11 protein-coding genes and 1 pseudogene are annotated in these 12,831 nt (G+C 66.1%); 4 read left to right on the top strand and 8 right to left on the bottom strand.

The features are described 5' to 3' along the window. Positions 1–113: 113 nt before the first annotated feature. Together AC629_RS04525 and AC629_RS44895 are read right to left on the bottom strand one after the other, a co-directional pair. Positions 114–1,214: a DUF2336 domain-containing protein gene (locus tag AC629_RS04525; protein WP_084803582.1), complete on the bottom strand. Its 1,101-nt coding sequence runs from the start codon at positions 1,212–1,214 to the stop codon at positions 114–116. A gap of 120 nt (positions 1,215–1,334) precedes the next feature. Further along, positions 1,335–1,448 (bottom strand): annotated as a pseudogene (locus AC629_RS44895) (GGDEF domain-containing protein); the annotation flags it as partial. Between the two features lie 507 nt (positions 1,449–1,955). Here AC629_RS44895 and AC629_RS04535 point away from each other — a divergent pair. The 4 genes from AC629_RS04535 to AC629_RS04550 all read left to right on the top strand — a co-directional run bounded on the left by AC629_RS04535 (position 1,956) and on the right by AC629_RS04550 (position 6,304). Then, a complete protein-coding gene (locus AC629_RS04535) occupies positions 1,956–2,525 on the top strand; it encodes a sigma-70 family RNA polymerase sigma factor (protein ID WP_074119470.1) in 570 nt (189 codons plus the stop codon). Then, positions 2,522–3,214, top strand: coding sequence for a hypothetical protein (locus AC629_RS04540; RefSeq protein WP_084803584.1), 693 nt, complete (start codon positions 2,522–2,524; stop codon positions 3,212–3,214). The genes AC629_RS04535 and AC629_RS04540 overlap by 4 nt, the downstream gene beginning before the upstream one ends. 16 nt (positions 3,215–3,230) lie before the next feature. Continuing rightward, positions 3,231–4,937 (top strand): S8 family serine peptidase, encoded by a 1,707-nt coding sequence (locus AC629_RS04545; protein ID WP_084803585.1) that lies wholly within the window; start codon positions 3,231–3,233, stop codon positions 4,935–4,937. A gap of 512 nt (positions 4,938–5,449) precedes the next feature. After that, positions 5,450–6,304: a TIGR03809 family protein gene (locus tag AC629_RS04550; protein WP_084803642.1), complete on the top strand. Its 855-nt coding sequence runs from the start codon at positions 5,450–5,452 to the stop codon at positions 6,302–6,304. 30 nt (positions 6,305–6,334) lie between these two features. Here the strand turns inward: AC629_RS04550 and AC629_RS04555 are convergent, their stop codons facing one another. From AC629_RS04555 to AC629_RS04580, 6 genes are all read right to left on the bottom strand, one after another. Next, entirely contained in the window at positions 6,335–7,705 is a 1,371-nt protein-coding gene (locus tag AC629_RS04555) for a TIGR03808 family TAT-translocated repetitive protein (RefSeq protein ID WP_084803586.1), read from the bottom strand. 107 nt (positions 7,706–7,812) lie between these two features. Continuing rightward, complete coding sequence (locus AC629_RS04560; protein ID WP_084803587.1) at positions 7,813–8,466, bottom strand: pyroglutamyl-peptidase I; 654 nt, start codon at positions 8,464–8,466, stop codon at positions 7,813–7,815. Further along, positions 8,463–9,452: a methylmalonyl Co-A mutase-associated GTPase MeaB gene (meaB, locus tag AC629_RS04565; protein WP_084803588.1), complete on the bottom strand. Its 990-nt coding sequence runs from the start codon at positions 9,450–9,452 to the stop codon at positions 8,463–8,465. The genes AC629_RS04560 and meaB overlap by 4 nt, the downstream gene beginning before the upstream one ends. 51 nt (positions 9,453–9,503) lie before the next feature. After that, positions 9,504–11,015: a tripartite tricarboxylate transporter permease gene (locus AC629_RS04570; protein ID WP_084803589.1), complete on the bottom strand. Its 1,512-nt coding sequence runs from the start codon at positions 11,013–11,015 to the stop codon at positions 9,504–9,506. Between the two features lie 3 nt (positions 11,016–11,018). Further along, the gene (locus AC629_RS04575; RefSeq protein WP_084803590.1) at positions 11,019–11,513 is read right to left on the bottom strand and encodes a tripartite tricarboxylate transporter TctB family protein; all 495 of its coding nucleotides are present in this window, start codon (positions 11,511–11,513) and stop codon (positions 11,019–11,021) included. Between the two features lie 229 nt (positions 11,514–11,742). After that, positions 11,743–12,735 (bottom strand): tripartite tricarboxylate transporter substrate binding protein, encoded by a 993-nt coding sequence (locus tag AC629_RS04580; protein WP_084803591.1) that lies wholly within the window; start codon positions 12,733–12,735, stop codon positions 11,743–11,745. Positions 12,736–12,831 lie beyond the last annotated feature (96 nt).

Genomic DNA, 12,831 nt, shown 5'->3' on the forward strand with positions numbered 1-12,831 from the left:
AGCGTTTTCGAGCGAAGTGGATACCGGTTCGCGTAAAGAAAACGCGTCAAAACAAGAATCTAGAGCCCCGTTCCGATTCCATCGGAACGGAAATGGCTCTAGCTCCGCAGGGCTCAGGCCGCCGGCGTCACGCTCTGCATGCGATGGAAGCGCAGCACCTGCTGCGCGGTCGCGCTGCGCAGGGCCTCGTAGGTGTCGCGCAGCGTTAGCATGTCCATTTGCGAGCCGCCGGAGAGCTTTTCGCGCATGGCGATGATCGCGCGCACGCTTGACCACTGCATGCCCGCGACCTTGGCGAGGATCATCACGCCCTCGTTGCGGCTCTCGATCATCACGTTCTCGGCGGTCTCGACCGGGACACCCGCCAGCGCCGCGAGCCCCGCATTGGTCTCGTCGAACTTGCCCTGCTCGGCGAAGGCGGTGACCTGGAGCTCGTTGAGACGGCCGTCCTCGTGCAGCGACTTGACCAGCGCGCGCGCCATCTCGGTCTGCCTGGTCGTGGCGGCCGCGCGGACTCGCCGGGCCGCTTCCTGGACCACGCTCGACACTTCGTCCGCGAGTTCCGGATGCGCGGCCTCTAACTTCCTGCGCACGCTCAGGGACGCCTTCGCCACCAGCTTCAGGTAATGATGGCGCGGCAGGTCGGGCCGCAGGCCGATGCAGGTGGCGAGGTCGTCGTCGCGTTCGGCGCGCGTGACGAGGTCGGTGAGACTTCCCTCGGAGAGCTGCGCGCCCGGATTGGTGACAGTCGATTGCACCACGTCTTCGTTGCCGCGCATCACCAGCACATCGGTCAGCGCTTCCGACAGCACCCGCCGCAGCGAGATCGCCTTCAGATGCGCCTGGCCCCGGCTGCGCGCGATCTCGATCAGGGTTGCCTCGTCCAGCCGCTCCGATTTCGACAGCACGGGGCCTGCGACCTCGATGACCTCGTCGAGCGCGAGCGTTCGGATGATCTTGGGCGGTGCGGCCGCGATCGGTGCGAGGCGGTCGGCGAGCTGGGCCTTGGCCGACGTCTCGATCTGGTCGATCAGGCACTGGAAAACGTCGTCGTATACCTGCGTGTGTTCGTCGGAATAATCCACCGCGTTGTTGACGAAGAGGTCGGTGACGCGGCGCAGCGTCTCGACCCGGCGTGCAACGGTGCCGTGCGACAGCGCCGTCTGCAGTTCCTCGAGCAGGTTCTCGGATGGTTTATCGGATCTGGATATCATTGCCCTGTCCTGGAGCGTTTGATCCGGCGACGCATTCTCGCGCGCCGGGAGAAAATGGATTGGTCAGCTCGTCGTAATTCGATTGCGCCCATGCGCCTTGGCGGAATAGAGCGCGCCGTCGGCGCGCGCGATCTTGGCGTCGAGCAACCGCATGATGCAGCGGCGGTTGCAGGAGCCGGCGAGCTCGTCGAGCTCGGCCAGCTCTTCAATGCGTTGATAGGCGGCCTTCAGCTCGGGGACGAGATCCGCGGCCTCAACGGCACTCCTCTCCGGTAAGGACGTCGCGGCCGTGCTCATGGTCCTGCCACTGGTGGATGTCAGCCCAGAAATCTACGCGGCAAGCCTTTAGGTTTGGTATCCTTTGAAACCGAATCCGAACCGTGCAGCGCAGAACAGAACCAGGGGATATCGGCCGGCGGGGGAATTTTGCTGGTGATTAGGCATCGCTTGCGATGCCGTCGAGCCAAAGCAGGGCTTCGTGAGACATACGTCGTGCAGGGCTGCTATGGAACCGAACTTGGTCGGCCCGCCCGGGCCGGGCGGGCATTCCTCAGGAAAGTATTTCAGTATTATGTTACCGATCTGGATCGAGGCGGCCAACCACCGCGGGTGGGACGAGAAAAATACGCGTATGTGGGGTAGATCACACTGGCCCCCGTACGATTGCGGTAGCTTGAACAATTTTGCACCTCCCGTCGAACCGTCGGCTGCATCGACCCGACCAACTTTGCGAGACGGGCTTTGAGCGTGACACAGGCGGCTTCGGACGAGATCCTGATCGCCAGGATCGCTCAAGGTGACCGGCTCGCCATGCAGGTGCTGTACGGGCGGCACCATGTGAGGGTGTATCGGTTCGGACTCAGGCTCGTGCGGGACGAGCAGGCGGCGGAAGACCTCATCAGCGAGGTGTTTCTCGACGTCTGGCGTCAAGCCGGCAAGTTCGAGGGCCGATCCGCCGTTTCCACCTGGCTGCTGGCAATCACCCGATTCAAGGCCCTGTCTGCGCTCCGACGCAGGAAGGATTTTGAGTTGGACGAAGACGCCGCGAACGCGATCGAGGACCAGTCCGACGATCCGGAAACGGTGGTGCAGAAAAAGGATACCAGTGAAGCGTTGCGGGAGTGTCTGACGGGCCTCTCGCCGGAACACCGGGAGATCGTCGATCTCGTCTACTACCACGAGAAGTCCGTGGAAGAGGTGGCCGAAATCGTCGGGATACCGGAGAACACCGTGAAGACGCGCTTGTTCTATGCGCGCAAGAAACTGGCCGAACTGCTGAAGGCAGCCGGCGTTGAGCGAGGCTGGCCATGATGGCTTTGAGCAAGAAGATGCTGGAGCACGAGCCCAGTGAAATTGAAATGCTGTTGCCGTGGCACGCCGCCGGCACGCTGAACGCGCGCGACGCCCGCCGCGTCGAGGAGGCGCTGGCGCGTGATCCGGAGCTTGCGAAGCAATATGCCGCGATCCGCGGCGAGTACGAAGAGACCATCCATCTGAACGAGAGCCTGGGTGCTCCCTCGGCGCGCGCGATGCAGAAGCTGTTCGCCGCGATCGATGCGGAGCCCGCGCAAGCGGCCCGTTCGCTGCCGCTCTCGGCGCGCATCACGACCTTCTTCTCGAGCCTGTCCCCGCGCACGCTCGCCTGGTCGGCGAGCCTCGGCGCCATCGCGCTGCTGCTGCAGGCCGGCATCATCGGCATCGTGCTGATGAAGACCCAGACCGCGACCTTCGAGACTGCCTCGCTCTCGATTGGCGCGCCGGTCACGCGCGAGCTCGGCGCTGCCGCACCGGCGCGCGCGCTGGTGCGCTTCACGCCCGAGGCGCGCGTCGCCGACATCACCGCGCTGCTCGATAGCTACCAGGCTTCGATCATCGGTGATGCCAAGGGCGGCATGTTCCGCCTCCAGTTCGACAAGGCGATGAGCCAGGACGAGCTCGCCTCGCTGCTCGGCAAGATGGAGCGCGAGAAGTTCGTCAGTCTCGCCGTCGCGGCGCCGTAAACGCGCCGCTGAACCGATGACGCGTAAGTCCGAGAATGGGGTAAGAGCGGGGGCCTACGCTTCCTCGGTCGGAGCCGCACTCCTGCTTGCCGCCTGCCTCGGCGTCGAGGTCGCCCATGCGCAGGCGATCATGCGCACGCCCACGATCAGCGTCCCCTCGCGCACGCCGACCATCTCTCCGAGCATCGCGGCGCGCGTCAGCCCCGGTGTTACCGCGCGGGCAGTTAGCGTTGGCCGTGGCCCGCGAGCGATCACCACCGCACGGATCTCGGCGCGGACAGTGCCGAAGCCGGTGCTGCCTTATGCGCGCTACTCGCCGAACCTCTATCCGGCCTGCACTGCGCCCTATCGCGACGCCGACGGGGAATGCCTGGCGCAGCCGAACGCTGATGGCAACGGTGCCGGCAAGTCGGGCAAGAAGAGCGCGAACAAGGGCCGCGGCGACAGCACGCCGGTCGCCGCAAATCTGCGCACCTTCGCCAACGAATTCGTCGCCGAGATCGACAGTGCGCTGTCGGCGACCGAAGCCGACGAGCTTGCGCGCCGCCACGGCTTGACGCGCGTCTCCTCCGAGAATTTCCCGCTGATCGGGGCCACGATCGGCCTGTTCCGCATCACCGACGGCCGCCCGTTCGAGACGGTGCGGCGCGAATTCGCTGCCGACGGCGGCGTGCGCTCGGTTCAGCCGAACTTCCGCTATGTGCTCCAGGACCAGAAATCGTCCGTGCCGACCGAGGGCGATCCCGCGCAATACGTGCTGGCGAAGCTCCGCCTGCCGCAAGCGCACACGCTGGCGCATGGCGCCAACGTCACGGTTGCCGTGATCGATTCCGGCATCGACGCCAGGCATCCCGAGCTCGCCAATTCCATCGCCGACAATTTCGATGCGCTTGGCAGCACTGACGGCCCGCACGTCCACGGCACCGGCATCGCTGGCGCCATCGTGGCGCATGCCCGGCTGATGGGCAGCGCGCCGGAAGCGCGCATCATTGCCATCCGCGCCTTCGGCGGCACCACCGGCGGGGCCCAGAGTTCGTCTTACATCATCCTGCGCTCCCTGAACTATGCCGCCGAGCATGGCGCGCAGATCGTCAATATGAGCTTTGCCGGTCCGAAGGATGCCGTGATCGAGCGCGCCATCGCGGCGACCGCGGCACGCGGGCTGGTGCTGATCGCCGCCGCCGGCAACGCAGGTGCGAAATCACCGCCGCTTTATCCCGCCGCCAATCCCAACGTGATCGCGGTCAGCGCGACCGATCAGCAGGACAAGCTCTTCTCCGCGTCCAACCGCGGCAACTACATCGCGCTGGCGGCGCCCGGCGTCGACATCTTCCTGCCGGCCCCGGACGGCAAGTACCAGATAACCTCGGGCACCTCGTTCTCGGCCGCCTATGTCTCCGGCGTCGCGGCGCTGCTGCTTGAGCGCAACTACGCCTTGAAGCCGGAAGCGCTGCGCATGACGCTGGCGAAGACCGCGCGCGACCTCGGCTCACCCGGGCGTGATGATCTCTTTGGCGACGGCGAGGCCGATGCGTTTGCGGCGGTCATGGCTGTTCCCGCCGACAGTGCGACGCCGGTTGCGGCCGCGTCCGGTACAACAAAACGTGAAGACGCCGAGAAGCGTCGCGACGAGCCCGGCATCCGCGCCATCGAGCAACCCTCGCTGTCGAGCGCTGACGATAAATCCGCGATTTCTCAGGCGGATAGGCCGGCCTCGCGATAGCGGCTGCGACAAAGATGCACGCCGGCCAAAGGTTAAAAAATCGAACGCCGCATTGAACGTTCAGCGCCCTGCCACGACCAAAATATGTGGGAGCGGTCATCCCTCCCCATAAGTCATATCAGGCGCGAGCGCCCATCCACCCCAAGCGCCCATATGGCTCGACCCGTCCGGTTGTCCCCCCGGACGGGTCTTTTCTTTTGGGCAGTCTGTTTTTCTTGAAGTCTCGGCTCGCTCAGCTTCCGGTTGAAAGATCGCGCTTGCGTTCATCACCCCTAGTCGACTCGACGTGGCACAAGTCGGTCATGCTTGTGCGAAGCTTGACTCGTAAGCATCTGAAAACTCCGCATGACTACGGAATTTTCTGACGGGGGCCGTGTCGTTGCTGGACAAGTCAAAACTTTTCCACAAAATATTCACGTCGCGTCTAAATTGATTCGTGTGCGTTGCGTCGCGTCCGTGTTTTTCTCCTGACGGGCTGTTTCATGACACATCGCCAAGAGGCCTTTCGCGACGTGGCTGGTTGCCGCGAGATTGCGGCACGCTGGTGCGCTCTCGCCGAGCAGCGGCTGGAACATCTCTCCGAAATGTTCGAGACTGGGCGCTGGCGCCGCTATCACTCCGAGATCGCATTCCTCGAAAATATTCAGGAAGCCAAGCGGGCCGTCCAGACCTGGCGCGCACTCGCGACCGGTGCGGATGTTGCCGCGGCAGCCGCAAGTGTCACACCCGCATTCGGCTGGTCGCCGGCGACGATGCCCCGCGTGTTTCCGCGCGAGCAGGTCCAGACCGTGCAGCCGAAGGCCGTCCGCATCGCCCCCGAGACCGCTGTGCCGGTCAGGCTCAATCCCAAGCCGTACGTACTCGCCGAAATCACCGAAGCCCCAATCGCACCGCTGGCCGCTCCTGTCGCGAAGGCGTCGCCTAAGGCGTCTGCTGCCGCGGCAGCGTTCAAGGCGCCCGCTGCGAGGGCACCGCTGGCCGCGCCTGCCGCGATGGCACCGCTCACTGCGACTGCGGCGATGACACCGCCCAAGGCGCCTGCTGCCTTGGCACCCTTCAAGGCGCCCACTGCGAGGGCACCGCTGGCCGCTCCTGCCGCGACGGCACCGCTCACCGCGCCTGTTGCGATGACACCGCCCAAGGCGCCTGCTGCCGTGGCACCGCTCAAGGCGCCCGCTACGAGGGCGCCGCTCACCGCGCCCGCCGCGAGAGCACCGCTGACCACGCCAGCCGCAATGGCAGCGCTCCTGCCTCAGTTCGCCCCGCCCGCCGCCGAAATCGTCGCGGCCCCCGAGCGCGTCGTCGAATTCACCTTCAGCCTCGACGGCCTCCAAGCGAAGTACCCGCTGCTGAGGAACGCGTTCTAACGTTTGGAAGCGGGAGGCGAGGGGCCGCAACTACCGCCGCACCGCATTTCCGCCGACCAGCACCTGCGCAAAGCGCTGGGCGCCGTCCGCCGACAGATCCGCCGTTACCGCCCGTGCGTGATCGAGTCCGACCACGGCGCCGCGCGGGGTCTCCGAGATCATGTTGTTGTTGACGAGCGCAGTGCCGGCGCCCGGCACGACTGAGACGCCGACGCCGGCTAGCGCCTTGCGGATCACGTTGCCCGTAATCGCGACGTCACGCAGATATTTGCCCCAGCCGGCGACGATGCCGTAGGACGGCGCGTTCTCGATCACGTTGCCGGTCACGGAGGAATCCGCCTCGACGTAGATGCCGACGCCGGCATCGTCGTCGGGCGCGGTGCCGATCGGTCGTTTCGGGATCAGGTTGCGGATGATGTTGCCCTGGACCACCGCGATACGGCCGCCCTCGTTGAAATTGCAGACGGAGACGCCGACGGCGGCGCCATCGACCGTGTTGTTGGCGATCACTGCGGCCTCGAACGAAAACTCCGAATAGAGCGCGACCTCGCGCACGTCGCTGACGCTGTTGCCGGTGATGTGGATGTTCGAGGCCGAGTTGCCGCGCACCGCGGAATAGTCGCAATTCCTGATGCGGTTGCCGCGCACGATGACATTGCTGGCGCGGAAGGCGTTGATGGCGTTGCCGTACTGGCCGGAGCCGCCGGGGCCGGCCTTGATGTTCTCGATGCGGTTGTCGGCGACCAGCGTGCCGTCGTCGCCGATCGCGGCGCGCAGGATCTCGATGCCGTTGTCATTCGTGCCGGTGATGGTGTTGCGCGAGACGCTGAGCCCCCTGGCGTCGAACGAGACCACCGCCGTCACCGCGATGTCAGTGAAGATGTTGCCGGCGATGTCGCCTGACACCTGCTCGAGCCAGATGCCACTGCCGCCGGAGCCCGTGATCTCGCAATCGGTGATGCGGACGTCGCGCCCGCCGAGGACGTGGATCAATCCGCGCCGCGTCGGCAGTGGAACGCCGCCGCCGTCGAAGGTGATGCCGGTGAGGCCGATCGCATCCGAGCCGTCGCTCTGGATCGCCGAGGCCCCGCCGGTGAAGACGAATTTCGTTGCGCCGCGTACGCCGATCAGTTGTGCTCCCTTCGGCAGCCGCAACAGCCCGCTGCCGTAGACTCCAGGCGGCAGGGCCAGCGGCATTTGCGCGCGCGCGGCCTCATCGATCGCGCGCTGGATCGCACGCGTCTGGTCCTCGCTGCTGCCGGGCCGCACGCCGTATTGGGTCGCATCGCGGCCAAGCAGGGATGTCAGTGGCGCCGCGCGTGCGGCGTCGGCGGGCATGGCCAGCGCGCCGGCGATGCCGGCGGTCGAAGCTCCGATGAGATGACGGCGATTGAGGTCCATGACGCGTCCTTCGGCGGACGCGGGAGGTGTCCGCGATGGACTACGTAGCGCAAAAATGCGGCAGGGCGGTCGGCGGTGGCAGGATTGTTCGCGGTAGGGTTAAATGTTTACGCAAAGGAAGCGCGCGCCGTCCGCGCCAGCGCCACCATCTCCATCAGCATCGCCTCGCTCGCATCCACCAGGTCCTCCAGCGTGATGCGCGGGGCACCCTTGCGTCGCACCGCGCCGCTGCGCGCGAGCAGGGGGATGTGGATGAACGCCGCAAGCTGCGGCCCGCCGGCCTTCACGTTCTCGATCGCGCGCCAGCTCAGATAGTTGCAGAGATAGGCGCCGGCATCACGAGAGGGCCGGGCATCGATGCCGGTGAGACGCGCGGCACGCAGCAGCCTTGCCGTGTGCGGACCGAACGTCATCGCGTCCGCATTGGCGGTGATGCCGCGCTTGCTCGAGCGGGTGTTGGCAGCGTCAGGCCACAGCATGGTGACGGCGTTGCGCGCGCGGGTCTCGATACGCAGGTAAGGCGTACGTGCGGCGAGGCCGAACATCAGCAGCGCATGTGGCTTCACCTTTGCGAGCACTTCCGGCAATTGCCGGTCGACCGCGGCATAGGTGACCGGGAAGATGTGGCTCGACATCTCGACATCATCGAGCGCCGGACGGCGCAGCTGCGTCAGCCGCGCGACCAGCGGCTGGGTCGGATTATAGGGCGCGCCGGGAAACGATCCGAAGCCGGTGAGGAGGATGCGGAGCTTGTCGCTCATTGCAGCAGCACCAAAATCTGCTCGGCGGCGAGCGCTGGTGTGAGATGGCCTTCGGCCACCTCGGCCTCGATCTTCCGGACCTTGGTCCGCACCGATGCCTCGCTGCGCAGCCGCGCCAGCATGCGCTGCTCCAGCATCGACCACATCCATTTCACCTGCTGCTCGCGCCGGCGCGCGGCGAAATCGCCGGATGCCTTCATCGCCTTGCGGTGATCAAGGACCTTTTGCCAGATCTTTGCGATGCCGTCGCCGGTCAGTGCCGAATAGGTCTCGACCGGCGGATGCCAATGCTCGGAGCGCGGTGCCAGGATGTGCAGCGCGCCGCGATAGTCGGCGGCGGTGATGTTGGCGCGCTTGAGATTGTCGCCGTCGGACTTGTTGATCGCGATCATGTCGGCGAGCTCGACCAGGCCCTTCTTGATGCCCTGGAGCTCGTCGCCGCCGCCCGGCAGCATCAGGGCGAGAAAGAAATCGGTCATGTCGCACACGGCGGTCTCGGACTGGCCGATGCCGACGGTCTCCACCAGAACGACGTCGAAGCCGGCCGCCTCGCACAAGAGCATGGCCTCGCGCGTTTTCGCGGCCACGCCGCCGAGCGTGCCCGAGGACGGCGAGGGGCGGATGAAGGCGTCGGCGGATGCCGACAGCCGCGCCATCCGAGTCTTGTCGCCAAGGATCGAGCCGCCGCTGCGCGCCGAGGACGGATCGACCGCGAGCACCGCGACTTTGTTGCCCTGTTCGATCAGATATGTCCCGAGCGCATCGATGGTGGTGGATTTGCCGACGCCGGGCGAGCCGGTGATGCCGACGCGAACCGCCGTGCCTGTGTAGGGCAGCAGCATCTGCACCAGCTCGCGCGCCAGCGCCTGATGGTCGCCGCGCCGGCTCTCAATGAGTGTAATGGTCCGCGCCAGCGCCGCGCGACTGCCAGCGCGCAAGTCACGGGCGAGGGATGTGATGTCCAGCGAAGCTTTCTTCTCAACCATGCCCTGCTTTACAACGCCCCGGCGGGGCAGGCGAGGGCCGCTCGCCTGGAATCACCGGGATGTTGCCGCCGCGGTCTGGACCGGTTTCACCTTGCGCCAGATCCATACCATTACGGGCCAGAGCAGGGCGCCGATTGCCATGGCGGCGAGGATTGCCGCGACCGGGCGCTCGAAGAACGGCAGGATGCTGCCGTCCGACTTGATCAGCGAGGTGACGAAAGCTTGCTCGACCATGGTGCCCATGACGATGCCCAGCACCATCGCGGCCACCGGATAGCCGTTCGCTTCCATCACATAGCCGATGATGCCGAAGGCCGCGACGGTGACGACGCCGAACATGTTGTTGCCGATCGCGAACGAGCCGACCGCGCAGCACAGCATGATGATCGGCATCACGGTGGAACGCGGCGCCAGCAGGATGTAGGCGGCGACGCGAATCATGGCGATGCCGAGCGGGATCATCAGAATGTTCGCGATGATGAACATCAGATAGATCGCATACATGCTCGACGCCTTCTCGGTGAACAGCGTCGGGCCGGGGTTGAGGCCCTTCATGTAGAGCACGCCGATGGCGATCGCGGCGATGGTGTCGCCGGGGATGCCGAACAGCAGCGAGGGCACCCAGCCCGAGGCGATGCTGGCGTTGTTGCTGGCGCCGGCCTCGACCAGGCCCTCGACATGGCCGGTGCCGAATTTCTCCGGCTCCTTGGAGAATCGTTTCGACATTGCGTAGGAGACCCAGGCAGCCATGTCGGCGCCGGCGCCGGGCAGCACGCCGATGATGATGCCGACGATATTTCCGCGCGTCATCTGCCAGTGGTATTTCCTCGTCAGCTTCCACTGGCCGGCCATGATGCTTCCGAACTTGCGCCGCGGCAGCGGCGGCGGCTCGGGCGTCAGCATCGCGCGCATCACCTGGGCCACCGCGAACACGCCGACCAGCGCCGGGATCGGCTCGATGCCGCCGAACAGGTCGGTGATGCCGAAGGTGAAGCGCGGCACGCCGCCGGGGTTCTCGATGCCGATGCAGGAGACCAGCAGGCCGATGAACATGCCCGCGATTGCCTTCACCGGCGAGGAGCGGGCCACCAGCGTCGCGCACATCAGGCCCAGCAGCGCCAGCCAGAAATATTCGAAGGTCGAGAATGACAGCGCGATCTCGGCGAGCGGCGGCGCCAGGATCATCAGCGACAGAACGCCGGCGATGCCGCCGACGGCAGAGAACCACACGCCGGCACCTAACGCGAGCTCGGCCTGGCCCTTGCGGGTCATGGCATAGGCCTCGTCGGCATAGGCTGCCGAAGCGGGCGTGCCGGGGATGCGCAGCAGCGCGCCGGGGATGTCGCCGGAGAAGATCGCCATCGAGGAGGCCGCGACGATGGTCGCGATCGCCGCGATCGGCGAGAGGTAGAAGGTGACGGGCACGAGCAGGGCGGTCGCCATCGTCGCCGACAGTCCCGGCAGCGAGCCGATGACGAGCCCGTACACGGAGGCTGCGCACATCGCGATGATGACCTCCCAGGTGGAGATCAGCGCGAAGGCATCAATCAGGGTTTTCAGCATGGATCACCAGGGCGTCGGCAGCAGGCCGGCAGGAAGCGGCACGCGCAGGAGCTTGCCGAAGATGAGGTGGATGGCGAAGGGCGAGAGTGCGGCGAGCGGCAGCGCGAGCTTCCACTTCGCGCCAAGCGCGGTGGTGGTGATGTAGACCATGATCGCCGCGGTGATGATGAAGCCGAGCCGGTCGGCGGCGAAGACGTAGAACAGCAGGAGCGCCGGCGGGAGCAAGGCGCGAAGGCCGTAGAGTTTGCCCGGCGGGGGTGGCGCAGCTGCTGCCTGGCCGTCCTCGAGCGGGATCAGCTCTTCCTCCTCCTCGAAGGAATGGCCGATGCCGAACACGATCGCGAGCCCGCAGAGCGCGAGCCCCGTGCCGATCACGAGCGGAAACACGTTGGGGCCGACCGGCTGGCCCGGCACCGGCGGCAAGATCCAGCCGCCATAGGCGGCCGCAACGCCGAGCACGACGAGAAACGATCCCGTGACGGAGTCGGGAAGGCGCATGGAAGAAGTCCTATGAACGGTGTTCTCCCTCTCCCCGCGCGCGGGGAGGAGGGTCGGGGTGGAGGGGGGCTCTCCGCGGGGAAGGTGAGAATTGGCTTCGCGGAGACTCCCCCTCACCCGGATCGCATCTGCGATGCGATCCGACCTCTCCCCGCAAGCGGGGAGAGGTGAGGAAGTCCGCGATCCAGTCACTCCAACCACTTTCATCTCACGCGAGAGCAGCGCCGGATCACGTCTTGGTCAAGCCGGCAGCCTTCATCGCGGTGCCCATCTGGGCGTCGCCCTTGTCCATGAAGCTGCCGAACTGGCCGCCATCGCCCCACACCGTGCCGAAGCCGCGATTGGCCATGAAATCCTTGAACTCGGCGGAGTCGTAGGCCTTCTTCAACGCCGCGGTGAGCTTTGCGGCGATTTCGGGCGGCAGGTTCTTCGGCGCGCCGATGCCGCGCCAGGCGCCGGTCGCATAGTCGACGCCCATCGACTCCTTCAGCGTCGGCACATCGGGGAAGATCGGGTTGCGTGCAGGCGCCATGATCGCGAGGCTTTTGGCCTTGCCGGCTTCGATGATCGCGCGCGCCTCCGGTACTGAGCAGGTGGTGAGGTCGAGGCCGCCGGCGGCGAGATCCTGCATCGCAGGTGCTGCGCCATTCGACGGCACCCAGGCCACCTGGTTCGCGGGCAGGCCCATCGCCTGCATCCAGCCGACCAGCGCGAGATGCCAGATGCCGCCCTGGCCGGTGCCCGAAGCCTTGAACTTGCCGGGAGGCGCAGCCTTGATCGCCTCCGCGAGGTCCTTCACCGTTTTGTAGGACGAAGAGGAGGAGACCTGAATGCCCGGCGGGTCCTCGTTCATCAGCGCCAGCGGGGTGTAGCTTTTCGGCGTCAGGTCGGTGAGGCCTTGCCAGTGCATCATCGAGATTTCGACCGTGAGCATGCCGATCGTGTAGCCGTCCGGCTGTGCGGTCGCGATCGCGGTATGGCCGACGACACCGGAGCCGCCGGTGCGGTTGACCACGTTGAAGGGCTGGCCGAGGTCCTTTTCCAGAAGTGCTGCGACGATGCGCGCGGTGGCGTCGGTGCCGCCGCCCGCGCCCCAGGGCACGATCACGGTGACCGGCCGCGCCGGATAGGCTTGCGCAATTGCGGGCTTGAAGCCGAATGCGGCGGATGCCGCAACTGCGGCGCTCGATGCCGCAAAGCTGCGGCGCGTAATCTTTGACATCAATGCCTCCCAGCCGCGCCCGTGATGTCGGGCGCTTCTTGTCAATGGCGGCATTCTAGTCGGCTTTGCTGCGCCGCTGCAAGGTAGCGCTACCAA

It is taken from the genome of Bradyrhizobium sp. NAS80.1, assembly GCF_001908205.1.
Lineage (GTDB): Bacteria > Pseudomonadota > Alphaproteobacteria > Rhizobiales > Xanthobacteraceae > Bradyrhizobium.